Consider the following 21,999-nt stretch of genomic DNA (forward strand, 5'->3'; position numbering starts at 1 on the left):
AGCATATACGCGGAGGTTAACGGCTCGTTACCTTAGCAACTGCTTTAAAATCAAGTAATCAAATAATGACGAGAGCGCGGCTTCATCTAATCTTTGCGTTAAACTTGCCCGCCCGCGCCTGCATCGGCGTCATCTGCCGGTATTTCTTCATCATGGTGGTGAAGTGGCTCTGGCTCGAAAACCCGCTGAGATGGGCGATGTCGGCGATGGTCATGCGGCTGTCGGCAAGAAGTCTTTCCGCGAAGTCCAGCCTGAGATCGAGAACATATTGATGCGGCGGCATGCCGAACGTCTTGGAGAAGGCGCGCACGAAGTGGTACGATGAAAATCCGCAGACGGCGGCCATTTCGGCAAGCGCCAGCTTGCGCGAGAAGTTCTCGTTCAGGAACTCCTGCACCTTGCGCGCACTGCGGACGGAAAGCCCGCCCTTCACGTTGAGCAGCGGCTGCCGGGCCGGATTGGCTCCGGATACCGATCCGGGGGGACCATCATCGCCCGGCATTTTTCGGCCTCCCGATATTTCCCAGATGAACTTCAACCCGAGGCCTCCCTCCCCGTTCCCCTGAAAAACAATTCGTGATTGATCGAAGCGGGCCCGCATCGCCAACCCCGCTCATGTGATCGATCCGGCCGGATGGCAAGCAATGCGCGAACTGAATGGCATTCCAAATGACTCCAGCAAAGCTTGGGGCACAGGTGGTGACGGACGTATTTTGAAAAACTCCGGAAGCCTTGTAGGAAATTCCGGTCTTGGATCGCTGGCCAGCAGCTGTTGCTACTTTGCCATGGTCGGGCTTTCAATTCCTGCGGAAAGCGTCACCAGCCCGCCTGGCGTCCTTCCCCTGTATCTCTTCATGGTCGCGGCCAGGTGGCTCTGATCCGAAAATCCGGCAAGGTAGGCGACTTCGGCAATCGGCAACTCTCCGCCGGCCAGCAGCTTTTCCGCGAGATCGAGGCGCAGGTTGATCAGATACCGATGCGGCGGCATGCCGAATGTCCCGGCGAACCTTGCTATGAAATGATTTGGTGACACCCCCGCGACCGACGCGAGCTCGGCGACCATGACTTTCCGCACGAAGTTCTGGTCGAGATACTCTCGCACGCGTCGGGCGCCAACGGCGGAGAGCCCGCCTTTGGGCGACGCGGCCTGCCTCTTGCGACCCGTATAACCGCGCAGCAGATGCACCCCGAACACCGTCAGCAGCGAGTCCAGATAGAGCTCGTTCGGCGGCAGCCTGTCGGTCAGTTCGGCAGTGATCATCTGGGCTATGTTGAGCGCCCTCAGGTCAACCGTGCCGAACGCGGGCGGCTCGAGCTTGACGTCCGGGAGGTCGAACTCATGGGCCGCCAGCTCGGACAGCGCTTCGGGAGAGATCGAAACGACGGCGTTCTCCCTGGTCTGCGACCAGGCCAGCGTGCTGTCGACGCCCGCCGGATTGACGACGAGACAGCCGACCGGCGCATCGTACTGCGTGATCCTGTCACTGCCGAGCGAGGCTCTCAGCTTGCGTGCCGGCCTCAGCACAATCCCCGTGGAATGCTCCCTGGCCAGGAATTTCTGCGATCCCGGACTGCGGACGGAATAGATGACGCTTCCGCGGGCGGTGGCTCTTCTGGGACCAGCACTTTCCGGAATGATATCCAGGACGTATCGAGCTGTCCGCTCTTGATCGACGCCCTGGGAATCGCCGCTTTCCCGAGCCCCGCCCGCATGTTTCATACGTGTTGCCTCAGCCGGCTTACCGCCGCTTGGTATCCCCTTCCCCTGACCCGGAATCAACGTAACGCACACGCCTCGAATTGAAAAGAACTTCCACGCGCAAAGAAAATTCTTTATTCGAGATAAGAAAGAAGAACTGACCGTCGAAGGAAGTTCAGCAGCATTTCTGTCAATAGCGAAGAGCCTTGACGGATCTTCGCTTCCGGATTCGTCGGCCCGGGCGTAAGCCGGCAACGCATCGGTCACGAAGGAGGAGTTCACATGCGAGGCTGTGTCGGCCCTGTGGTTCGACAGCGTTGTTCGGCATCAGTGGCACGCAACGGCGCGGCGCGGAGCCAGTCGTTCACGGCCGTCTATTGCGGTCCCCGCGACCTTTTTCGTAAAGATCCCACGCGAGTTCCACAAAAGCCAGAAGCACATCATCCTTGTCCCAGCCGGCCGCGACAGCCGCCTCGACGATTTCGCCCACGAGAGGCAACAATTGGCGCTGGCAGGCGAGCGGGATGTCAGCCTCGGATTCATCCACTGGAGGTCCATCGAAGTTGAACTTCATCGTTTGGCGCTCCCCTCGCCATCAAACGAAATGCTACTCGTTCCCAACAAACGAAGTGCTATTCGCCAGACCTTATTCCTATACAATAACTCCAACATTAAACATAGCAGGCTAGGCCGCCAACGGAGCGCAACACCGGATAATCCGTGTATCGACCGGCTGTCCTAGTGACGCTGGGGAAGCGTTATTACATCACTGTCCAAGGCAAGCTGCCGAATGGACGCCCGTCGGCCGCGCCGTCATGAAGCACGAGGAGTTGGCCGGGTTCGGAGACGAACCAGGCGAACGAGCCCCAGGCAAGCTGCGCGACGGTCTTCTTGAAGCCGGCGGACTGGCGATCCTGATAGGCGGTCAGGAACGCGATCTGTTTTCGGTCGAAACCGGCCGCGTCCGTGACAGCATGGAGGGCATCGCGCCGGCGATCCGTGATCGCGCCATCGGTCGCCACCACTTCCACGAACAGGATCAACGGCTCCTTGCGGCCGAGATCGGCGAGGATGATGTCGGGCAAGTTCCTGTCGGCCTCGATCTTGAGGCCGATCGCACTGGCGATGGCGTCGTCGCGCAGGACCACCTTGTTGCCGCTCTCGCTCAGCCACAACATGGCAGGGGCGGCGAGAAACCGTTTGGCGAACACCTCGATGACGGCTTGCGCGATGACCGAACTCGGTCCCGGCGCCAAAAGCCTGGTGTCGCCGTTCGGAAAGGTGACGCGGATGCCGGCGGTGTTGGCGACAGCGCCGGCGCGCATGATGGTCACGCGGGCCAGCGCGCCCTTGCTGAGATGCGTTTCCTGGAACTCCGAGATGGCGGTTTCCAGCGCCTCGCCTTCCAGCGCCGGGTCGAACAGGGCTGCAAACGCCGCCCTCAGCGCGTAGCGGGGCTGGCCCGAGGTCGTCGGCAGATCCTCGCGACGCAGCACGGCGCCGATCGCCACCAGCCCGTCCCGCAGCGTCTCGTCGCGGATGGGCTCGCGCGTATTGTCCGCGTACCAGCGCGAGCCCGCGACGGCGCCGTTCTTGCGCAGGACGGTTGCGGCGTAGGCATCGCGATCTGCATCGTCCGCCAGCGCCGCCTGCTCGCGGGTCATGCGATAAACATGGACAGGGCCCAGGAATCGCCCCGAACCCTCGACGGCGCCAATGTAGAGAGCGGCGAACACGGTGCTGGCGGCAAGTTCGCGGATGCAATAGATGCGGTTCGGCGTGCCTTCCGGAAAGATCAGCGGCAAGCGCCCGGCGACAAGATCGCGCGTCGCATAGGGCGGCCGTGCCGTCATGCAGGCTCACCGTAGAGGCGGCTGCATTCCGCCTCGATCTTTTCGCGCGTCGCACCGGCTGCGACGAGCTTCGCCAACGTGCTGGTGCTCTTGGGCGGCGGCAGCGGCAGCGCTTCCAGCTCGAAGGCGGAAACGGCGACGCTGCCGCTGATGCAGCGGAAAAGATCATCGACGACGCGGCTGTTCAAAAGCGCCGCCAAGACCGCTGCCGGCACCTTCGCGCTGCCGGTCGCGCGGACCATGTTGAGATGGTTTTCGACGACGACGCCGCCATGCGCATCGATGAATTCCTGGCGAAGTTCGGCGGCAATCAGGCGCCGGGCCTGTTCCTTGGCGGTGGTGCGCTGGACGAGGATGCAGGGCGCCTCGACAAGCAGCCAGCCGTCGCCGGCCTCCAGCTTGAAGTAGGGAGCGTGGTTCTTCTTGCGCGCGCGATAGGCGAACTGGCCGTCGGCGGTCACGGCTTCGGCCCAGATCAACGGATGCACCCCCTTGCCGCCGGCGCGATCGCGCAATTGACCCTTGAAGCGGTTCCAGACCAGCGGGCCGGTCGAAACCCCATAGCCCCAGTCGACGAGGCGATGCGTCATCGTCTCGGCCCGGGCGATGAGCCGGCTGTGCTCCGGCGTGCGCGGCGCAAGCCAAGGCATGGCGTGGTCCGATGGCAAGCCTATCGTGCCGTTGCGGGCAATCCCGGCCTCGGTCTCGGAGGCGACGGTCAGATAGTGGATCTGCGCGCGCCGCGGCTCCGCGCCGTTGACGTAGACGGCAAGCAGCGTCTCTTGCAGCACATCCTCGAAAACGCCGCGCCGCGCATGCACGAAGTCGATCGCGACGGGCGGCGCCTCCTTGGCCAGAAGGCTGCGCAGCGCCGAGTAGTATTGGCCGCCGAGAAAGCTTGTCGGCGTCAGGAAGGCGATGAGGCCGCCAGGCTTGGTCCAGCGCAGCGCAGCGTCGGTGAAAACGCCATAGAGATTGGCGTGCCCGTAGAGGCCGCGCGCATAGCGCTCGCGCAATTGCGACGGCAGCGAGACCCGCCCATAGGGCGGATTGCCGACGACGAGGTCGAAGACGGGTTCCGGATCGGCTTCAAGCGTGTCGCAGGCCGTCACCATGGCGGGGGCGGCCCGCCCGGCCTTGGTCGCGATATCGGCGAGCGCGATCTCCAGGGCGCCTTGCGCCAGCCGCGCCGCGAGAGGATCGAGCTCGAAACCGGCAAGCCTGGTGCCGACATGGCTGAGCGCGAAAGCGGGCTCGCAATCGCCGAGCGCGGCGATCATGCGGTGCGCGGCATGAAACAGAAACGTCCCACCGCCGGCGGCGGGATCGAGAACCCGCGCGCTGCGCCAGTCCAGGCCCTCTTCCTCGGCCTGGTCGAGCAGGCGATTGACCAGCGCCGGCGGCGTGTAGAAGGCACCGCGCTCACCGCGCTCCCTGGTCGGCAGCAGGACCGGATAGAGGCTGGTGACGAGATGCAGCGCTTCGAGGATCGGCAGCCGCGCGGCGGTCTCTCCGATGCTGTGCGCAAGCGCGGAAGCCGGCTCGTCCAGCGCCTCCGTATCGAAGGCGAGCGAGGGGCAGATCGCCGGGGAAATGCCGAGGGCCGCCGACAAGGCCTCCAGCGCGCGCCGGGTCAGCGAAACCGCATAGGTTTCGCGGTCGCATTCATCGATCGTCTCGCACCATGCGCGCGCCAGCAGGCGAGCCTTCGACAGCTCCGCGCGCGCCACTCGCAATGCATCAGCCACCGAGCGCAAGACGGCAGGCAATTTCGACCCGCGAATCTGTGAAACTTTTCCCATCGCTCTCGACCGTACCGCGCAAGACTCACCGATGCGATAGAGTATCACATGTTCTCGTTATGTTCCAGTGGAAAACCGCAACCGTGCCGCGCGCATGCATTGATCACAGCGCCAGGCTACCCTGCTCCGTCTCCTCGGTATTGGGATCGCCCGGCGCCGCGTTGCGGTCGCCCGGCGCCGCATTGGGGTCGCCCGGCGCCGTCGCCCAGGCGAGTTCCACCAGTGTGACGGTGCGCCGGCCGGTACCGTCGAGCTGGCACACGATCAGGCCCTGCTCCTCGATGTAGGTGAGCAGGCGCCGGGCGCGGCGCATGGAGTGCGAACCATAGGCGCGGGCGATCGCGGCGTCGCTCGGGCAGGGCCAGCCTTCCTTTGCCGCGCGGGCGATCATCATGAACACGCCCTGCATGTCCTCGGGCAACAGCGAGGCGCGCACGGAGACGTCGCGCCACGCATCGTCCTCGGCCATATCGGAACCCACGCCGGCGCGGGCGCGCGTCAGCATGCGGCGGAACTCCTGCAGATCGGGCACGACCGACGCCAGCCCCTCGATGCGGCAGCGCACCACGAACTCCTGGTAGAGCACGCCGATGACGCGGAAGCCCGCGTCGGGCTCCGCCAGGATGGCGCGCAGGATGCGGTCCATCCGCTCGCGCCGCTCCGCCAGGTCCTCGGCGCTGGGCGCCGGCTCGGCCGGTTCGGGGCGGATCTCCAGCGCCGCGGACTTCGCCGCCATCAGCTGGTCGAGCAGGTCCGGCGATGTCACCCGCCGCTGCGGCCGCACGGCCTCCGGCGGCGGTGCCGCCAGGATGATCGCGCGGGCGTCCTCCAATGCCGCTTCCGGCAGCGGCATCAGCCGCGGCGTACCGTTGCGCGGGCTCGTATCCGTCGGCCCGATGCGCAGGCCGAGCGGACGGCGCGACAGCGCCGGGCCCAGCGCCATGAAGTGTCCGCGTTCCAGGTCGCGAAAGGCCTCCGCCTGCCGCCGCTCCATGCCAAGCAGATCGGCGGCACGTGCCATGTCGATGTCGAGGAAGGTGCGGCCCATGAGGAAATTGGAAGCCTCGGCCGCGACGTTCTTGGCAAGCTTGGCAAGGCGCTGCGTGGCGACGATGCCGGCAAGCCCGCGCTTGCGGCCGCGGCACATCAGATTGGTCATGGCGCCGAGCGAAAGCTTTCTCGCTTCGTCGGAAACCTCGCCGGCCACCGCCGGCGCGAAAAGCTGCGCCTCGTCCACCACCACCAGCATGGGATACCAATGGTCGCGCGCCACCTCGAACAGCCCGCCGAGGAAGGCGGCGGCGCGCCGCATCTGGTTCTCGGCGTCGAGCCCTTCGAGATTGAGCACCGTGGAGACGCGGTGGATGCGCGCCCGCTCGCCGGCGCTCTGCAACCCGCGCTCGGTATGTTCCTCGGCATCGATCACCAGATGGCCGAAGCGTTCGCCCAGCGACACGAAGTCGCCTTCGGGGTCGATGATGGTCTGCTGCACCCAGGGCGCGCTCTGCTCCAGCAGCCGGCGCAACAAATGAGATTTGCCGGAGCCCGAATTGCCCTGCACCAAAAGCCGCGTCGCCAGCAGTTCCTCAAGGTCCAGCGCCGCCGGCGCGCCGGCGGTCGTCTGTCCCATCTCGATCGCAACGGTCATGTCAGACTCAGCCGCTCCTTCGCAGAGGGACTTATCAATCCGATTGCAAAGCGTCGAGCGCCGATGGCCGCCGGTTGGGCGTTGCGCACAGTTGTGCGAATGCTGCCTGCCTGATGCGAACCTCGGACCGGCTGAACGATCGCATGACAAGCGCGCAATCGTTTCGGATGGATGTGAAAACAAGCAGTTGAAGCGGAATCGCGAATCAAATCCTGAAGCCTGGTCGGCCGCTCCCGCGTCGTCTCACGCGGGCATCACCGTCCGGGGACCGGCGCCAATGCGGGCGCGTCCAGCCCCTGGAACGGATCGCGCCAGGCCTCGATCTCTTCGAGCCGGCGATACCAGCGCTCGATCTCGGAATAGTCGCCGAGCGGCAAGCGGGCGGCGTCGTTGAAGGGCAGGAACGTCGCCATGCGGAAATCGGCATAGGAAACCGAAGTCCCGGCCAGCCATGGCCGCCGGCCAAGTGCCGCCTCGAGGATCGGCGCCGTCCTGTGGAACTGTTCCAGTCCCTCCGCGACCTTTTCCGCGTCGATCGGACCGATGCCATAGCGCTGCTTGGTGCCGCGCTCGAAATGCACGATGTCACAGGCCCTGACGAACTCTTCCTTGCCCCAGCTCAGCCAACGGATCATCTCGGGTTCGTCGTCGCCCGCGCGCCAGAAATCCGAACCCATGTCGCGCGAAAGCCGGCAGGCTATGGCGTCCGCTTCCCAGAGGCTCCCTCCAGGCCAGGCCAGCAAGGGCAGGGAAAGATTGGGATTGAGCGGACGGAACCGCTCCGCCTGGCCCGGCGCCATAGGCGAAGCGAATTCGAACGCGACCTTCGCCCCGAGGTGACGGGCCACCGCGACTCCCAGGCGCGGATTGGGGTTGCGGCTGAAGAACAGTTTCATCTCCGCGTCCGCCCCGTGCGGTTTCGGCCCGACCTTGTCACTCGCCATCGCCTCGCTCCTTGTTGCGGCATGCACGCCAAGGACGGATAGCGCCGATCGAATCCGACAATGCGGTCGCGACCGCAAGGACCGGTTTTGCGAAAAGTCCGGGTTGACCGCTTCCGGACGCGAGGCGACTATCCCTCTCGAAGCATGGCAATGGATCTCGAGGAGGATGAGCGATGGATGAGCCCGACCGCTGGCGCCACATGTCAAGCGCGCCCAAGGACGGCAGCCGGATCCTCGTCACGGTCCGGCCGTCCGAGCAGGGGCCGGCGGAAGTCGACCTCGCCTATTGGTCGGATGGCGACCAGTTCGGCGAAGAAGGCTGGCGCGCGTCGGACTCCTCGCCCGGCCGCATCGTCGAATATGCCGAGCCGGAGCTGAAATGCTGGATGCCGATGCCCTCGGCCAACCTCGCCCGCGCCTCCATGCCCTCGCCCTGGGAAGGCGACGACGCCCAGCAGCTGGACGGCTCGGGGATTTGAGGCACTGAAGCTGCTGATCTCCTGAGACGCCGGCGGGACAGCCCCCCCTCTGCCCTGCCGGGCATCTCCCCACAAGGGGGGAGATCGGCTGTCGCGAATGCTTTCGCCAATCTTCAACGTTGAAGAATGTAGCGCCGGAGCCAAAGCTGCCAATCTCCCCCCTCGTGGGGGAGATGTCCGGCAGGACAGAGGGGGGCGCCGTAGAGTAAAAACGTTGGTGACCAACTTCAGCATCAAGCCTCTCACACCATGCCACACACACCCTTGCCCCCAAGACACCGCGCTAACGCGAAATCGATGCGCAGGATCATGACCGATGCCGAACTAAAGCTCTGGAACGAGCTGCGTGCGCATAGGCTGATGGGCCTGGGCTTTCGCAGGCAATTCCCCATCGCCGGCTACATCGTGGACTTCGCCTGCCCGGAGAAAAAGCTGATTGCAGAGGTCGACGGTTCACAACATGGCGACCCGGGTCTTGCCAATGCTGACGAGGCCAGAACCAAACGCTTGGAACAGGATGGCTGGATCGTCTTGCGCTTCTGGAATGACGATGTCATCCGCGACATAGACAATGTCTGCCAGCATATCGTTATCGCGGCTGGTTTGGCAGACGCGCCCTGACAGGCTGGCGGGACAGCGCCCCCCCTCTGCCCTGCCGGGCATCTCCCCCACAAGGGGGGAGATTGGCAGCTTTGGCTCCAGCGCCACATTTTTCAAAGTTGAAAATTGGCGAAAGCATTCACGACAGCCGATCTCCCCCCTCGTGGGGGAGATGTCCGGCAGGACAGAGGGGGGCGCCGTAGAGTAAAAACGTTGGTGGCCTCAAAACAAGAACGCCGCCGTCGCAGGGTTCGGCCCGACGCGGCCATCGGCTGAATCCATGCCGCGGATGGCCTTCAGGTCCTGCGCGTCCAGTTCGAAATCGAAGACGTCGAAATTGGCCGATATGCGGTCCTGGTGGACCGATTTCGGGATGACGATCAGCCCTTCCTGGAGATGCCAGCGGATCATCGTCTGCGCCGCGGACTTGCCGTGCTTTGCGGCGATGCCTGCTATGGTCGCGTCGCTGAGCAGCCTGCCGCTGCCGAGCGGGCTCCAGCTTTCGGTGTGGATGTTGTGCCGGGCATGGAACTCCCTGATCTCGCGCTGCTGGAAACGCGGATGCAGCTCGATCTGGTTGACGGCTGGCGTGACGCCGGTTTCGCCGATGATGCGCTCCAGGTGATCCCGGTTGAAATTCGACACGCCGACCGATTTGATCCGGCCGGCTTTCTGCAGCTCGACCAATGTCTGCCAGGCCTCGACATATTTGTCCTGGCTGGGCACCGGCCAGTGGATGAGGAACAGGTCGATCTGTTCGATGCCGAGCTTGTCCATCGTATCCTCGAAGGCGCGCAATGCGGCATCGCGCTGGTGCGCGCCGTTGCGCAGCTTCGAGGTGATGAACAGCTCGCCCCTCGGCACGCCCGCGCCCCGGATCGCCTCCCCGACGCCCTTCTCGTTCTGGTAGCCTTCGGCGGTGTCGATCAGCCTGTAGCCGGCCTTGATCCCCCAACCCACCACCTTGGCGGTGATAGCGGGATCGACTTGCCACACGCCAAGGCCGAGCCGGGGAATGGTCGAGCCGTCGTTCAACGAAATCTGTTCAGGCATGGTCTGGTCCTCTGCGAAGATGGTCCAGCCTATCTAGGCCCGGCATCGGGCAACGGCCAGCCGGCGGCGGACAAATTGCCGAATGTGTGATCGACACAGACGATGCTCTTGTCGCTTTCGTTGGCATTTGAGCTCACCGCAAAGATTAGCCCTCATTTCGGTCGGCGCACGGTCCTCACCACGCCGCCCGGGCCGCCGCCGCAGAAGAAGCGGTCGCCGCCGCCGGATTCGAGCCCCGACACGCCCTTGCCGGGCGGCATGTCGAGCCGTTCCAGCACCTCTCCGGTCTCGGGATCGACGCGCCGCAGGTCGCTCTGATCGCCTTCCCAGGTGCCGTGCCACAACTCGCCATCGACCCAGGTCACGCCGGTGACGAAGCGGTTGGATTCGATGACGCGCAGGACCGCCCCGGTCTCGGGATCGATCTGGTGGATCTTGCGCTGGCGGTTCTGCCCCACCCACAACGTGCCCTCGGCCCAGGTGAGGCCGGAATCGCCGCCGCCGCCGGGCGCCGGAATGGTGGACAGCACCGCGCCGGTGCCGGGATCGATCTTCTGGATCCGGTCCTTGGCGAGTTGGTAGAGGTACTGGCCATCATAGGCCGTCCCGGCATGGGCGGCGACATCGATCGAGCGCACCGCCTGCCCGCTCTCCGGGTCGAAGGCGGTGAGCCCCTTGCCCGAGGCAAACCAGACGTTCTGCCCATCGAAGCTCACCCCATGCACGCTGTCCACGCCCGCAAAGGGGCCGTATTCACGCAGGATTTCGGCCGCCGCATGTTTCATGTCTTCATCCTCACCTTTTGATCGTGTGATCCATTCCTAGCCGCTCGGCAACGGCGCCGGGAGTAACAAGGTGGTCGTGAAACCCGCCACCGGCGGCGTCATCCAGCGGCGCGCCCGGCCGCGGCCGAACCATTGCACCTTGCCGGTCTCGGCAAGCTGCTCCAGCGCGCGCTGCACGCTGCGCTGGCTGGATGCGAGCGCCAGCGCCAGTGCCGAGCTCGACCAGGCTTCGCCGTCGGCGAGGAAGGCGAGCACTGCCGCATGCCGCTCATCGAGAGGCCGCGCCAGCACCACCACTTCGCCGCCCCGTTTCGGCGCCAGCGAAAAACCGCGCTTCGTCGCCTGGATGTCGGCCAGCCCGCGCAGCTCGGCGCGCAGCCGGCCGATCTCGACCCGCAGCCGGGCGCGATGCGATTCATCGGCGTGCCTGCCGCCGAAGGCCCTGGCGATGAGCGCCGCACGCGGCATGTCGCCGGGCCAGGCCTCGGCCAACGCGCGCGCCAGCGCAAACAGCACCGGGCGCGTCGCCAGAGAGGCCCGCGCCTCCTGTCTGCGCACGGCATAACGAAGACCGTCGACCACCAGCGCTTCCGATGCCTGCAAGGTCTCGACTTCCTCGAGCAGCAGCGGATGCTCCTGGCCGTTCGCGATCAGCCGCGCCGCCGGCGTTGCCAGCACCCGGAACGCGCTGTCGACCTCGGCCATCAGTCCGGGAATGCCGGCCCGCCATGCGGCGTGGCGGGCCCGCTCGAGTGCCGCGCGCGCGGTCTTCGTCCTGAGGCGCCGCATGGCGATGCCGGCGACGACCAGCTCGTGCGCGGCCCGCGAAGCCGGCGGAAACGGCGTCGCATCGAGCCCGGCCAGCACCTGCTCGGCCTCGTCGAGACGGCCGATCAGCAACAGGAATCGCACTTCCAGGTGCCGCGCATGCGCGGCGTTCAGCCGGTCGCCTTGCTTTTCCAGCGTCGCCCGCGCCGCGTCGAGCGCCTTGGCCGGCCAGCCGAGGTCGCGCGAAACCAGCGCGATCTCGGCTTCGGCGATGACGCATCTGGCGCGCGCCACCGCTTCCCTCGGCCCGAAGGTGCGCCCCGCCCGCCGCAGCAGAGCCCTGGCCCGGTCGAGATCGCCGAGTTGCGCCATGGCGATGCCGCGCAGCGCCAGCGCCGGCGCGTCCTCGCGCAACGCCACGCGGTCGAGCGCGCCGAGCGGGTCACCCGCCGCCAGCAACAGACCCGCGGCCGTGATCAGCGAATCCATCAAAAAAATCCCGCCACGGCGAATCCCGCCACACTTGTAACTCTCACCATCCCGCTGTCCGGCGCTATGTCAGTCGCGTCACATCAAACCGGAACAGCGAGGCAAAAGCCATGACCAAGCAAATGCACACACCGCCGATCGTTTCCCAGCAAGCATGGGAGGCGGCGCGCCAGCAGTTGCTCGTAAAGGAGAAGGCGACGCTCCGCGCCAAGGACGCACTGGCCGCCGAGCGCCGGCGCATGCCGTGGATGGCCGTCGAGAAGGATTACACGTTCGAAGGCCCCAACGGAAAAGCGAGCCTGCTCGACCTGTTCGAGGGCCGCCGCCAGCTGATCGTCTACCGCGCCTTCTTCGAGCCGGGTGTGTATGGCTGGCCCGATCACGCCTGCCGCGGCTGCTCGCTGGGTGCCGACCAGGTCTCCAACCTCGCCCATCTCAACGCCCGCGACACCACGCTGGCCTACGCCTCGCGCGCGCCGCAGGCCGACATTGCGCGGTTGAAGAAGCGGATGGGCTGGGCAATGCCCTGGTACACCATCACCGACAGCTTCGACAAAGATTTCGGCGTCGACGAATGGCACGGCCACAACGTCTTCATCCGCGACGGGGACCGCATCTTCCGCACCTATCTGATCAACAACCGCGGCGACGAGGCGATGGGCACCGTCTGGAGCTACCTCGATGCCACGCCGCTCGGCCGCCAGGAGATCTGGGAGGACTCGCCCGAAGGCTATCCGCAGACCCCGACCTACAAATGGTGGAACTGGAGCGACAATTACGACGCCGACACCGCGCCGGACAGGAAATGGGACGAAGTGTCTGCTGCCGGCGAGGCGGCGTTCCGCAACAAGGACGCCCAGTAGAGCCTGGCTAGAGCGCCGGCTCCACGCAAGCGCGGCCGGACGCTCTTCACAAGGCGGCAGCTTTCCCAGAACTGCTGCTGCTTTCCGGGCTTGCGCCAATGCGCAACCGAGGAGAAAGACATGAGCGACATCCATACAGACGCCCGCCGCTGTCCCGATCAGGACGCGGCCCGCCTCGGCATCGCCGACCGGCTGGGCCTCGCCGCAGCGCCGATCTTCGCCCTGATGGCGCTGCTGGCCGGCATCTTCGGCGGCGATGCGGCGATGCTGTGCATGGGCACCTCTTCGCCGCTCACCGGCATGCCGGCCATGTACCTGCTGATGAGCGCCTTCCATCTGGCGCCTTGGCTGCGCGTGATTTCCAACAGGCAGGCGGGCCGGGAGAAAGCAAAGCGCTTGGAGAAAACTCTGCAAAAACAGAGCATTGCGCAACCAGTTTGAATCGCCGATGCAACCCATCAAGGAGAAGAACCATGACACGGACGAGTGAGACGCACGGTCCCGACACACGGGAGCCGATCGAGGCGGAGCCGACACGGCGCGGCGACGAGCCGTCGCAACCCGCCAAGGGCTGCCCCTGGTGCACGCCCGAAAAGACCTGACGCTTCGACGGCGGAGCGGCGCGCCGCCCAGGCGCAATGAAGCCGGCCGTTCGCCCTGCTCATCGCCGCCAAGCGCGCTGGCGTTTACGTCGCGATGTCGTTGACAGGCAGCAATGGCGCGGGAAGGTCGACCTCGCCGAGCCCGGTCCGCATCTCGATCTCGATGTCGCGGCAGATCTGCGAAATCGGCACATCGTTGGCGTTGCCCTCGAAAGGGTTGGCGCTGCTCTCGCCGACCTGGTCGAGCGACATGTATGCCCAGCCCAGCAGCGTGCTGAACGGGATCGTCAGCCAGATCGCGATCGAGCCCAGCGCCCCGCCGAATTTGCCCATCTCAGCGAAGACCGGAACGACGCCGAACGGCAACAGCGTGCAGAAGATCATGACGAACATGGAACTGACGATGGCGTATTGGCGGGGATAGGGATTGTTCTTGATGCGGTCGCAGCGCGCCTGCTGGTCGTGGAAGTCGCGGATGAGTTTTGTCAGTTCGCCATAGATCTGCGGAGGAATCTTGGCATCCTTGAACAAGCCGTTGACCTGCACCGATTGCATTTCGAGCAAGGCGATCGCCGGGCGGGGCGATTTCAGGACGCCCTCGGTCTGCTCGGCCAGCAACGGCCGCAATTCGTCGGCAATCGAGCCCGTATCCTCCTGGACATGGTAACGCCGCCGGTATTCGATATTGGCGGCCCGCGCCATGGATTCCCATGGCATCGGCCGCCGCAGCGCGAAACGCAGCGCCGTCATCCAGGCGATGTGGCGATAGATGAGTTGCTTCGCTGTCGGGGCGTCGGTGAAGTCCCTGCAGAAATTGGACCACAACCGGCTGCTGGCCGTGATTTGCGCAAACGCCTGCAGCGCTTCACCGCTGCGGGTAAACACCTGCGAATTCTTGAAGCCGGCCACCAGTGACACCGTGGTGCCGAGCACCAGCACGACAGACCACGGCACCGAGAACCCGGCAAGTCCGGGAAAACGGTAGGCGGCCACCGCCAGTCCGCTCACCACCACCATGTAGATGACGCTGCGCCGCGACCAGAGCGCGAAATCCATCACCTTGTAGGAACGGCCCACATACATAAGATGCCCCAAATCGCGGACGTGCCCGCTAGCCGCAGGCCAGTCTCCAGTCGCCCTCACCTAGCCTTGGCGGCGCCGAACCGCAATCCGTCCATCAGCAGCCGGACCAGCCGGCGCGAGCGATCGCGCCAATCCGGGGTGTCGGGCGCCGAATAGATGCCGCCCAGCGCGTGCAGCACGTCGGACGCGTCGACATCGCCACGGATGGTGCCCTCGGCCACCGCCGCCTCGACCAATTGCCGCAACGCCGCCGAGACCCGACCCGACGTGTCGGAATAGAGATTGGCATTCGCCGTCAACAGGATGCGCAGGCTGGTCGCAAGCCCTCGCTTGGTGGCGATATAGTCGACGAAGCGCCGCATCCATTCTTCCAGCGCCACGTCAGACGGATGCTTTGCCGCCAGTTCGCCGGCGGCCGCGCACAGCCCCTCCACCTCGCGGCGGTAGACCACCTCGACCAGGTGCTCGCGTGTCGGGAAATGCCGGTAGAGCGTGCCGATGCCGACGCCCGCGCGGCGCGCGATCTCCTCCAGCGAGGCGTCGATCCCGCGCTCGGCGAAGACCGAGGCCGCCACCTCGACCAGCCGGTCGCGGTTGCGCTGCGCGTCGGCGCGCAGCGGCTTGGCCTCTGCTGTCTTCTGGTCGGGGATGGCGGACGGCTCTGCGGCCAATTTTTTCTCCACTGTCGAAATATGGGGCTTGAACCCCATCGGGTCAGCCCCCACGTAATAAACGGAGGCGCCTCCGCTTTAGTGGAGCACCTTTATCATATAATCAGGGGAACCGGTATGTCACGTGCTGAAAGCTTGCAAGCCAAAGCCGATTTCCGTCAGGGACTGGTGAAGGCGCCGAAGAGCGTAATCTCCCCCCGCACGGGGGGAGATCGGCCAAGCTGACCACATTGCGCCTTGCCCTTCCCCGCCCCGACACCACTTCATTTCCCTCAGCGTCAAGCAACTGGAGCCAGACGCCCATGACGAACACCACAATCCCCGTCCATCTCGATATCAACGGCCAGCCGCATACGCTGGACCTCGAACCGCGCGTCACACTGCTCGACGCCTTGCGCGACCGCCTCGGCCTGACAGGCACCAAGAAGGGCTGCGACCACGGCCAGTGCGGCGCCTGCACCGTGCATGTCGACGGCGAGCGCGTGCTGGCTTGCCTGACGCTCGCGGCACAGGCCGAAGGCCGCACCGTCACCACCATAGAGGGGCTTGCACGGGAGGGCGCACTGCATCCCGTGCAGGCTGCCTTCCTCGATCAGGACGCCTTCCAGTGCGGCTATTGCACATCGGGCCAGATCATGTCGGCGGTCGCCTGCATCCGCGAGGGCCATGCCGGCTCCGATGACGAGATCCGCGAATACATGGCCGGCAATCTCTGCCGCTGCGGCGCTTATCCGCACATCGTCGCCGCCGTGCGCCAGGCAGCGCTGGAGGCCGCGTCATGAGGGATTTTTCCTATCTTCGCGCCAACTCCGTCGACGCCGCACGCCAGGCGGCCGCCCTGCCCGGCGCCATGCTGCTGGCCGGCGGCACGACGCTGATCGACCTCGCCAAATGCGGCGTCGCCGAGCCCGACAGCCTGGTCGACATCACCCATCTCAAGGGGCTCGACACCATCGAGATCGACGAGCGCGGCGCCGTCATCGGCGCGCTCGCCAGGATGAGCCATGTCGCCGACCATGCCGGCATCAAGGGCGGCTTTCCCGCTGTCTCGGAGGCGCTGTGGCAGGCGGCTTCGGCGCAGCTCCGCAACATGGCGACCGTCGGCGGCAATCTGATGCAGCGCACACGCTGCCCCTATTTCCGCGATCCTTCGAATTTTGCCGCCTGCAACAAGCGCGAGCCCGGCAGCGGCTGTTCGGCGATCGGCGGCGTCACCAGGGGCCATGCGGTGCTCGGCACCAGCGAGGCCTGCATCGCCACCTATCCCGGCGATCTCGCCACCGCGCTGGTCGCCTTCGATGCGGTGGTCCATCTCGGAGAACGCCGCGTCTTGGTCGACGACTTTTTCCTGCTGCCCGGCACCACGCCTCAGAAGGAACACGCGATCGAACCGGGCGAGATGATCACCGCCATCGAAATCCCGGGATCCGCCGCCGCCCGCCGCTCGAGCTACGTGAAGGTCCGCGACCGGCAGTCTTACGAGTTCGCCGCCGCCAGTGCCGCCGTCGGCCTCGAACTCGAGGCCGACGGGCGCACCGTCCGCGACCTGCGCGTCGCGCTCGGCGGCGTTGCCACGAAGCCCTGGCGGGCGCGCGCCGTGGAAGAGGCGCTGAAAGGCAAGGTGCTGGAGCCTAAGGCTGTCCGCGCGGCCAGCCTGCTCGCCGTCGAGGGCGCCGTCGACCATGGCGCCAACCACTACAAGATCGAGCTCGCGCCGCGCGTCGTGGCCAGAGCGATCCTCAAACTGGGAGAAGCGGCATGACCGTTCACATCGCAAGACATGGCGACGCCTCCGACGGCGTGCTGGCACAAGCCGTCGGAGGCCGGCTGTCGCGCGTCGACGGCCCGGCCAAGATCACCGGCGCGGCCAAATACGCCGTCGAACAGCAGCTCGAAGACCTGGCCTATGCCGTGCTGGTCGACAGCACGATCGCGTCCGGCAAGGTGCGCGCCATCGATACGGCGCAGGCTGAGGCGGCGCCCGGCGTGCTGCAAGTGCTGACGCCGGACACCATCATGGCCCTGAAAACCGCGTCGGACTGGTTCGGCACGCCCCCGCCCGACAAGCCTTATTGCCCGCTGGCGCGCGACATCAGCTTTTCGGGCCAGCATGTCGCCGCCGTGGTCGCCGAAACCTTCGAACAGGCGGTTGCGGCAGCGGCCCTCGTCAAGGTCGGCTATGACGAGACGCCGGCCATCGTCGACCTCAACGATGCCAAGGCCGGCGACGGCATTCCGATCGAGGCCATGACCAAGGAATGGGGCGACGCGCAGGCTGCCTTTGCGTCCGCCCCGGTCCGGATCTGCGCCGCCTACAACACGCCGCGCGAATACCAGGCGCCGATGGAGCCGCACGGCCTGATCGCCCGCTGGGAGGGCGACCGGCTCACTGTTTGGGAGCCGAGCCAATGGCTCGACGGCATGGCGCGCACCTATGCCGAATGGTTCGGTGTGCCGTTCGAGAATGTGCGGCTGGTCTCGCCCTATATTGGCGGCGGGTTCGGCTCCAAGGCGCTGGCGCTCGGCCACGGCGCGGTTGCCGCGAGTGCAGCCAAAATGCTCGGCCGGCCGGTGCGCCTGGTGATGACGCGCCCGCAGACCTTCACCGGCTATGGCGGCCGCGCCGCGACGCGCCAGACGGTGGCGCTCGGCGCGGATGCGGAAGGAAAAATCCAGTCGATCGTGCATCGCGGCGTCAATGAAACGTCGATCGATGGCATGTGGGTGGAGCCGTTGGCCTCGGTTACCTCGATCATGTACGCGACGCCGAACTTTTCGTCCCGGCAGAACGTCGTGCGGGTGAATTCCGTGGTGCCGGGCGCCATGCGCGCGCCGGGCGAGAACCCTTCGGCCTTCGGCATCGAAAGCGCCATCGACGAGCTCGCCTATGAGGTTGGCATCGACCCGCTGGAGATCCGGCTGCGGAACTATGCCGAGCAGGACCCGGAAGTGAAAAAAGCCTGGTCCACCAGGCAGTTGCGCGAGGCTTTTGCCACGGGCGCCGAGCGCTTCGGCTGGGCCAGGCGCTCACCGGAGCCGCGTTCGATGCGCGACGGCAACCAGCTGATCGGCTGGGGCGTGGCCGCCGGTACCTATCCGGTGCGGCGCGCCTATGGCGAGGCGATCGTGCGCATCCTGGCCGACGGCTCGGTGGAGGTCGAAAGCTCCTCGATCGACATGGGCCAGGGCACCTACACCATCCTGGCGCAGACGGCGGCCGAGACGGTGGGCGTGCCGGCCGACGACGTCGTGGTGAAGCTGGGCGATTCCCGCTTTCCCCGCGCCGGCGTCGCAGGCGGCTCGCGCCTGGCCGGCGTCATGACCGGTGCCGTCTACAAGGCCGCGACCTCGGCGCTCGACCAGTTGGTCGGGTTGGCGATCAGCGACCCGCGCTCGCCCTTCCATGCGCTGCAGGCCAACACGCTGGTCGTCGCCAATGGCCGCATCACCGCACCGCGTGGCGACGGCCCCGATGTGTCGATCGCCGAGCTCCTCAAAAGCGTCGGCCGCGATCGCATCGAGGCGACAGGCGATACCATGCCGGCCAATTCGAGTGCCGAGGACCGCTACAGGAACTACACCACCATCGCCATGGCGCTGCCGCACACCGAAGGCGACTATTCCCGCCACTCCTGGTGCGCGCATTTCATCGAGGTCCGGGTCGACGAGGATTTCGGCACCGTGCGGGTCTCGCGCGTCGTGTCGGCGCTGGATTCGGGACGGCTCTACAATCCGAAGCTGGCGGAAAGCCAGTGGAAGGGCGGCATCATCATGGGCATCGGCCAGGCGTTGCTGGAAGAAGGCATCATCGACCGCCGCCACGGCCGCATCGTCAACAACAACCTCGCCGACTATCTGGTGCCGACCAATGCCGACATTCCCGACATCGAGGTGATTTCGGTCGGCATCCCCGACCCGCACTCCTCTGTGCTCGGCGGCAAGGGCGTCGGCGAACTGCCCATCGTCGGCGTGGCGCCGGCGATCGCCAACGCGGTGTTCCACGCGACGGGGAAAAGGGTGCGCGACTTGCCGATCACGCTGGAGAAGCTGATCTGAGCGGTGGAAGCGAGTAATCTCCCCCCTTGAGGGGGAGATGGCCGGCAGGCCAGAGGGGGGCGGCCAGGCGCGATCCCGGCGAGCGAGCGCTTCGCGCCGGAGCCGCTCTGGAGGCGGTGAGCCGATCTCGCGCTGCGGACTACGCCTTCAGCCTCAATGCGCTGCCAGGGGCGTGCCTATGTCCGAGACGAGCTTGACGAGGTCGGCTTGGCGTCTCGTCCCGGTTTTGGCGAAGATACGATTGAGGTGTGTCTTCAAGGTGTTTTCGCCGATGCCGAGCGACAAAGCGCTCTTCGACGCCGACAATCCGCTGCCGATCCGCAGCAGGACCCGCGCCTCCGCGGGCGTAAGGTCGAACAGCGTGGTCAGGACGGCCTCTGGCAGAGGAGAAGCCGACGTCGTGGTCGATATAAAAACAGCCGCGCATGCCGGCCGGAAAGCCGCGCGCGCGGTTCCTTCGGTCAGCGGCAGCACATAGGCGACGGCGGGCGGCCGGCCTGGGGCCGAGACCGGCAGTCCTATGCCCCGGGCGCCAAGCGAAGCATCCGCGTTCGCGGCGCTGGCGATCGCTTCCAGCAGGGCGCGGGCGACCGCCGGATTCTGCGCCTGGAGCAGGCCGTTCCTGGAAAGAATCGGACCTTGCGCCGACAACATCCGTTCGGCAGCGCCATTGGCATGGAGGATGGCCCCGTTGGCGCCGGCAAGCACGACAGGCACTGCGAGATTGTCGAGCGCCTGGCGGTAAAGGCTGGCGGTAACGCGAGCCTGGTCGAGCAGGTCTCCGATCAGGGAAGCACGGCGCAGATGCGGCGAGAGCAACGCGAGGAAATGTTGGTCTTCGGCTGATATGATCCCCCTGTCGGCCCATGTGGTGCAACCCATGAGCCCGATCCGGTCCGATGTGTGGACGAATTTGGTGATGCAGGCTTCGCGCAATCCCTGCGGTTTGGCCCAATTCTGAAAAAATGCCGTCTGCCCGAGTTCGGCTTCGCTCATCAGCGACAGCGTCGCGACGGGCGTGTCGACGTCGCCGATGACCGCCGTCTTCAGACCGGGAATTGCATCAAAGTCATAGTCCTGGAGCACGCGCATTTGCACGGGATCCCAGGGCGATTGAGCGGCGAAGCGGCCATGATTGTCGGCGGTGCTGGCGAGCGCGATGGTTGTATAGGCCGCGTCCATGGCCGTCGTGATCCGGGTCATGACCCCGGCCCAGCCTTCCGGGTTCAAAACGCAATCGTAGATATCGCCGATAATGGAACCAAGGACTTCGCTGCTCAGCCTCTCCACCACGCCTCCAGACACACTGCGATCTCGCCTCGGAGAATTTTGTGGCGTCATACTTTTGGATGACGCCACTCCTGGCCGATCTCGATTAGGATTCAACTCGATTGCTTGACGCCAGCCGCCACTGTTGCCGGTTATTCTGCCGATTGAAAGTATGGCGATCGGTATTTTTTAAGCGCGGATACTTTATCGAGGTTTTCCATTGTCGCGAAAGACGGTGTTTTCATCGGCTCAGTTGCCGCCGCATCTTGGCGAACGCGAGCGATTTTCCCTGTGGCAGGACATCCACGTCGCGGAAATCTGGTCGGTGGAATACGGCATATCGGAAAACCTGCCCTTCGAGGCCTCGATCGAAGCCACGGCTGTCGGTTCACTGGTTCTCGGTCAGATGTCCGGAACGATCAAGCAGGCGACAAGGAAGGCGAGCAACATCGCCGAGGACGACAATGACGGCTATTTGCTGTTGATCAACAAGGCCGACACCCTCTTGTCGGGCGTGCAGGTCGGCCGCGAATATGCCGTCGGTCGGGGAGAAGCGGTCCTCGTCACGGCCTCGGAGGCGCTGAAAATGACCGGTGCCGACAGCAATATCTGGACCAATGTGGTGGTCCCACGCGCGGTCCTCATGCGCGCCTTCCCGCAGATCGACGACCGGCTGGGATTGAAGATCGGCGCCGACAACGAAGCCCTCGATCTTCTCAAGCGCTATTGCGAGCTTCTTGAAAGCGGCAGCCCGCTCGCCTCGGCCGATCTCATAACCCATGCGACGGACACGATCGTGGACCTGATCGGCCTGGTGACCGGGGCGAAAGGCCGGGCTGCCGAATTGGTCGGCCTTCGCGGCCTGCGCGCCGCCAGGCTGGAGGCGATCCTGGCAACGATTGCCGAGGATTTTGCCGATCCTGGCATCTCCGCCCAAGGTGTCGCGCAACAGCTCGGCCTGTCGGCGCGCTACGTCCATGATCTCCTTCAGGAAACCGGAGTGAGCTTCTCCGAGCGCGTTCTCGAACTGCGGTTGCAGAGCGCCCATAGGATGCTCTCTCAGAGACACAGCGACATGCGGGTCAGCGATATCGCGATGACGAGCGGGTTCAGCGATGTATCGTATTTCAATCGCTGCTTCCGTCGCCGTTTCGGCTATACGCCGACCAGCGCCAGATAGGTTGCGGCATTTTCTGTGGCCGGCCCTGGCGCGGCGTCCGATTCTCTCTTTGAGAGGCCGGTGGAGCGGCACCTGCGCGATCGTGGCGCAGAACTGCCACAGTGCGCGCAAAAGGCTCGGCTTTTCGCTCCAGTCCAATTCCAGTGCGGCCCTGC

22 protein-coding genes are annotated in these 21,999 nt (G+C 65.4%); 9 read left to right on the plus strand and 13 right to left on the minus strand.

Annotation, left to right across the window (positions count from 1 at the left end):
* Positions 1–82: 82 nt before the first annotated feature.
* The 7 genes from FJ942_RS22075 to FJ942_RS22105 form a co-directional block, all read right to left on the minus strand.
* Complete coding sequence (locus FJ942_RS22075) at positions 83–601, minus strand: AraC family transcriptional regulator (RefSeq protein ID WP_140500094.1); 519 nt, start codon at positions 599–601, stop codon at positions 83–85.
* A gap of 174 nt (positions 602–775) precedes the next feature.
* Positions 776–1,966 carry an AraC family transcriptional regulator gene (locus tag FJ942_RS22080; RefSeq protein ID WP_224655996.1) on the minus strand — a complete coding sequence of 397 codons (1,191 nt, stop codon included), beginning with the start codon at positions 1,964–1,966 and terminating at the stop codon, positions 776–778.
* Between the two features lie 97 nt (positions 1,967–2,063).
* Positions 2,064–2,273 carry a hypothetical protein gene (locus FJ942_RS22085; protein ID WP_140558895.1) on the minus strand — a complete coding sequence of 70 codons (210 nt, stop codon included), beginning with the start codon at positions 2,271–2,273 and terminating at the stop codon, positions 2,064–2,066.
* Between the two features lie 187 nt (positions 2,274–2,460).
* Positions 2,461–3,552 carry a BsuBI/PstI family type II restriction endonuclease gene (locus FJ942_RS22090; RefSeq protein ID WP_140558894.1) on the minus strand — a complete coding sequence of 364 codons (1,092 nt, stop codon included), beginning with the start codon at positions 3,550–3,552 and terminating at the stop codon, positions 2,461–2,463.
* Positions 3,549–5,354, minus strand: a complete 1,806-nt coding sequence (locus FJ942_RS22095; protein ID WP_140898926.1) for an N-6 DNA methylase — start codon at positions 5,352–5,354, stop codon at positions 3,549–3,551. The genes FJ942_RS22090 and FJ942_RS22095 overlap by 4 nt, the downstream gene beginning before the upstream one ends.
* Before the next feature lie 103 nt (positions 5,355–5,457).
* Positions 5,458–7,002 (minus strand): ATP-binding protein, encoded by a 1,545-nt coding sequence (locus FJ942_RS22100; RefSeq protein ID WP_246679880.1) that lies wholly within the window; start codon positions 7,000–7,002, stop codon positions 5,458–5,460.
* 254 nt (positions 7,003–7,256) lie between these two features.
* Positions 7,257–7,898, minus strand: a complete 642-nt coding sequence (locus tag FJ942_RS22105) for a glutathione S-transferase family protein (RefSeq protein ID WP_140898976.1) — start codon at positions 7,896–7,898, stop codon at positions 7,257–7,259.
* A gap of 221 nt (positions 7,899–8,119) precedes the next feature.
* Between FJ942_RS22105 and FJ942_RS22110 the strand changes: the two genes are divergently transcribed.
* Both FJ942_RS22110 and FJ942_RS22115 read left to right on the plus strand, forming a co-directional pair.
* Positions 8,120–8,425, plus strand: coding sequence for a hypothetical protein (locus FJ942_RS22110; RefSeq protein WP_140500102.1), 306 nt, complete (start codon positions 8,120–8,122; stop codon positions 8,423–8,425).
* Positions 8,426–8,674: 249 nt separating this feature from the next.
* Positions 8,675–9,046, plus strand: coding sequence for an endonuclease domain-containing protein (locus tag FJ942_RS22115; RefSeq protein WP_140521473.1), 372 nt, complete (start codon positions 8,675–8,677; stop codon positions 9,044–9,046).
* A gap of 201 nt (positions 9,047–9,247) precedes the next feature.
* Here the strand turns inward: FJ942_RS22115 and FJ942_RS22125 are convergent, their stop codons facing one another.
* The 3 genes from FJ942_RS22125 to FJ942_RS22135 form a co-directional block, all read right to left on the minus strand.
* On the minus strand, positions 9,248–10,078 hold the full coding sequence (locus tag FJ942_RS22125; RefSeq protein WP_140500104.1) for an aldo/keto reductase: 831 nt from the start codon (positions 10,076–10,078) through the stop codon (positions 9,248–9,250).
* A gap of 152 nt (positions 10,079–10,230) precedes the next feature.
* Positions 10,231–10,863: a PQQ-binding-like beta-propeller repeat protein gene (locus FJ942_RS22130; protein ID WP_140898929.1), complete on the minus strand. Its 633-nt coding sequence runs from the start codon at positions 10,861–10,863 to the stop codon at positions 10,231–10,233.
* Positions 10,864–10,899: 36 nt separating this feature from the next.
* Entirely contained in the window at positions 10,900–12,120 is a 1,221-nt protein-coding gene (locus FJ942_RS22135) for a helix-turn-helix domain-containing protein (protein WP_140898931.1), read from the minus strand.
* 110 nt (positions 12,121–12,230) lie between these two features.
* Here FJ942_RS22135 and FJ942_RS22140 point away from each other — a divergent pair, with 110 nt between their 5' ends.
* The 3 genes from FJ942_RS22140 (at position 12,231) to FJ942_RS29080 (ending at position 13,585) form a co-directional block, all read left to right on the plus strand.
* Positions 12,231–12,983, plus strand: coding sequence for a DUF899 domain-containing protein (locus tag FJ942_RS22140; RefSeq protein ID WP_140898933.1), 753 nt, complete (start codon positions 12,231–12,233; stop codon positions 12,981–12,983).
* Between the two features lie 120 nt (positions 12,984–13,103).
* Positions 13,104–13,424: a hypothetical protein gene (locus FJ942_RS22145; protein ID WP_140898935.1), complete on the plus strand. Its 321-nt coding sequence runs from the start codon at positions 13,104–13,106 to the stop codon at positions 13,422–13,424.
* Positions 13,425–13,456: 32 nt separating this feature from the next.
* A complete protein-coding gene (locus FJ942_RS29080; RefSeq protein ID WP_263483591.1) occupies positions 13,457–13,585 on the plus strand; it encodes a hypothetical protein in 129 nt (42 codons plus the stop codon).
* A gap of 84 nt (positions 13,586–13,669) precedes the next feature.
* Here the strand turns inward: FJ942_RS29080 and FJ942_RS22150 are convergent, their stop codons facing one another.
* Both FJ942_RS22150 and FJ942_RS22155 read right to left on the minus strand, forming a co-directional pair.
* On the minus strand, positions 13,670–14,668 hold the full coding sequence (locus FJ942_RS22150; RefSeq protein ID WP_140556442.1) for a bestrophin family ion channel: 999 nt from the start codon (positions 14,666–14,668) through the stop codon (positions 13,670–13,672).
* Positions 14,669–14,724: 56 nt separating this feature from the next.
* Positions 14,725–15,339 carry a TetR/AcrR family transcriptional regulator gene (locus FJ942_RS22155; RefSeq protein ID WP_140500115.1) on the minus strand — a complete coding sequence of 205 codons (615 nt, stop codon included), beginning with the start codon at positions 15,337–15,339 and terminating at the stop codon, positions 14,725–14,727.
* Positions 15,340–15,641: 302 nt separating this feature from the next.
* On the opposite strand from FJ942_RS22155, the gene FJ942_RS22160 reads away from it, so the two are divergent.
* The 3 genes from FJ942_RS22160 to FJ942_RS22170 are packed head-to-tail and all read left to right on the plus strand — an operon-like array spanning position 15,642 to position 19,395.
* Positions 15,642–16,121, plus strand: coding sequence for a (2Fe-2S)-binding protein (locus FJ942_RS22160; protein ID WP_140500117.1), 480 nt, complete (start codon positions 15,642–15,644; stop codon positions 16,119–16,121).
* Positions 16,118–17,101 (plus strand): xanthine dehydrogenase family protein subunit M, encoded by a 984-nt coding sequence (locus tag FJ942_RS22165; RefSeq protein WP_140565295.1) that lies wholly within the window; start codon positions 16,118–16,120, stop codon positions 17,099–17,101. The genes FJ942_RS22160 and FJ942_RS22165 overlap by 4 nt, the downstream gene beginning before the upstream one ends.
* A complete protein-coding gene (locus tag FJ942_RS22170; protein ID WP_140500120.1) occupies positions 17,098–19,395 on the plus strand; it encodes a xanthine dehydrogenase family protein molybdopterin-binding subunit in 2,298 nt (765 codons plus the stop codon). The genes FJ942_RS22165 and FJ942_RS22170 overlap by 4 nt, the downstream gene beginning before the upstream one ends.
* A gap of 153 nt (positions 19,396–19,548) precedes the next feature.
* On the opposite strand, the gene FJ942_RS22175 is transcribed toward FJ942_RS22170, so the two are convergent.
* Positions 19,549–20,685, minus strand: a complete 1,137-nt coding sequence (locus tag FJ942_RS22175; protein WP_140898937.1) for a helix-turn-helix transcriptional regulator — start codon at positions 20,683–20,685, stop codon at positions 19,549–19,551.
* A 199-nt stretch (positions 20,686–20,884) separates the two neighbouring features.
* On the opposite strand from FJ942_RS22175, the gene FJ942_RS22180 reads away from it, so the two are divergent.
* Positions 20,885–21,844 (plus strand): AraC family transcriptional regulator, encoded by a 960-nt coding sequence (locus tag FJ942_RS22180; protein ID WP_140516087.1) that lies wholly within the window; start codon positions 20,885–20,887, stop codon positions 21,842–21,844.
* The last annotated feature ends 155 nt before the right edge of the window (positions 21,845–21,999 follow it).

This window comes from Mesorhizobium sp. B2-4-2, from assembly GCF_006442845.1.
Lineage (GTDB): Bacteria > Pseudomonadota > Alphaproteobacteria > Rhizobiales > Rhizobiaceae > Mesorhizobium.

What these genes read in the sequence shown, in the direction of transcription:
- FJ942_RS22075 (WP_140500094.1), bottom strand. Translation starts at nt 601, where the DNA reads ATGCGGGCCCGCTTCGATCAATCACGAATTGTTTTTCAGGGGAACGGG.
- FJ942_RS22085 (WP_140558895.1), bottom strand. Translation starts at nt 2,273, where the DNA reads ATGAAGTTCAACTTCGATGGACCTCCAGTGGATGAATCCGAGGCTGAC.
- FJ942_RS22090 (WP_140558894.1), bottom strand. Translation starts at nt 3,552, where the DNA reads ATGACGGCACGGCCGCCCTATGCGACGCGCGATCTTGTCGCCGGGCGC.
- FJ942_RS22095 (WP_140898926.1), bottom strand. Translation starts at nt 5,354, where the DNA reads ATGGGAAAAGTTTCACAGATTCGCGGGTCGAAATTGCCTGCCGTCTTG.
- FJ942_RS22100 (WP_246679880.1), bottom strand. Translation starts at nt 7,002, where the DNA reads ATGACCGTTGCGATCGAGATGGGACAGACGACCGCCGGCGCGCCGGCG.
- FJ942_RS22105 (WP_140898976.1), bottom strand. Translation starts at nt 7,898, where the DNA reads ATGAAACTGTTCTTCAGCCGCAACCCCAATCCGCGCCTGGGAGTCGCG.
- FJ942_RS22110 (WP_140500102.1), top strand. Translation starts at nt 8,120, where the DNA reads ATGGATGAGCCCGACCGCTGGCGCCACATGTCAAGCGCGCCCAAGGAC.
- FJ942_RS22115 (WP_140521473.1), top strand. Translation starts at nt 8,675, where the DNA reads ATGCCACACACACCCTTGCCCCCAAGACACCGCGCTAACGCGAAATCG.
- FJ942_RS22125 (WP_140500104.1), bottom strand. Translation starts at nt 10,078, where the DNA reads ATGCCTGAACAGATTTCGTTGAACGACGGCTCGACCATTCCCCGGCTC.
- FJ942_RS22130 (WP_140898929.1), bottom strand. Translation starts at nt 10,863, where the DNA reads ATGAAACATGCGGCGGCCGAAATCCTGCGTGAATACGGCCCCTTTGCG.
- FJ942_RS22135 (WP_140898931.1), bottom strand. Translation starts at nt 12,120, where the DNA reads ATGGATTCGCTGATCACGGCCGCGGGTCTGTTGCTGGCGGCGGGTGAC.
- FJ942_RS22140 (WP_140898933.1), top strand. Translation starts at nt 12,231, where the DNA reads ATGACCAAGCAAATGCACACACCGCCGATCGTTTCCCAGCAAGCATGG.
- FJ942_RS22145 (WP_140898935.1), top strand. Translation starts at nt 13,104, where the DNA reads ATGAGCGACATCCATACAGACGCCCGCCGCTGTCCCGATCAGGACGCG.
- FJ942_RS29080 (WP_263483591.1), top strand. Translation starts at nt 13,457, where the DNA reads ATGACACGGACGAGTGAGACGCACGGTCCCGACACACGGGAGCCGATC.
- FJ942_RS22150 (WP_140556442.1), bottom strand. Translation starts at nt 14,668, where the DNA reads ATGTATGTGGGCCGTTCCTACAAGGTGATGGATTTCGCGCTCTGGTCG.
- FJ942_RS22160 (WP_140500117.1), top strand. Translation starts at nt 15,642, where the DNA reads ATGACGAACACCACAATCCCCGTCCATCTCGATATCAACGGCCAGCCG.
- FJ942_RS22165 (WP_140565295.1), top strand. Translation starts at nt 16,118, where the DNA reads ATGAGGGATTTTTCCTATCTTCGCGCCAACTCCGTCGACGCCGCACGC.
- FJ942_RS22170 (WP_140500120.1), top strand. Translation starts at nt 17,098, where the DNA reads ATGACCGTTCACATCGCAAGACATGGCGACGCCTCCGACGGCGTGCTG.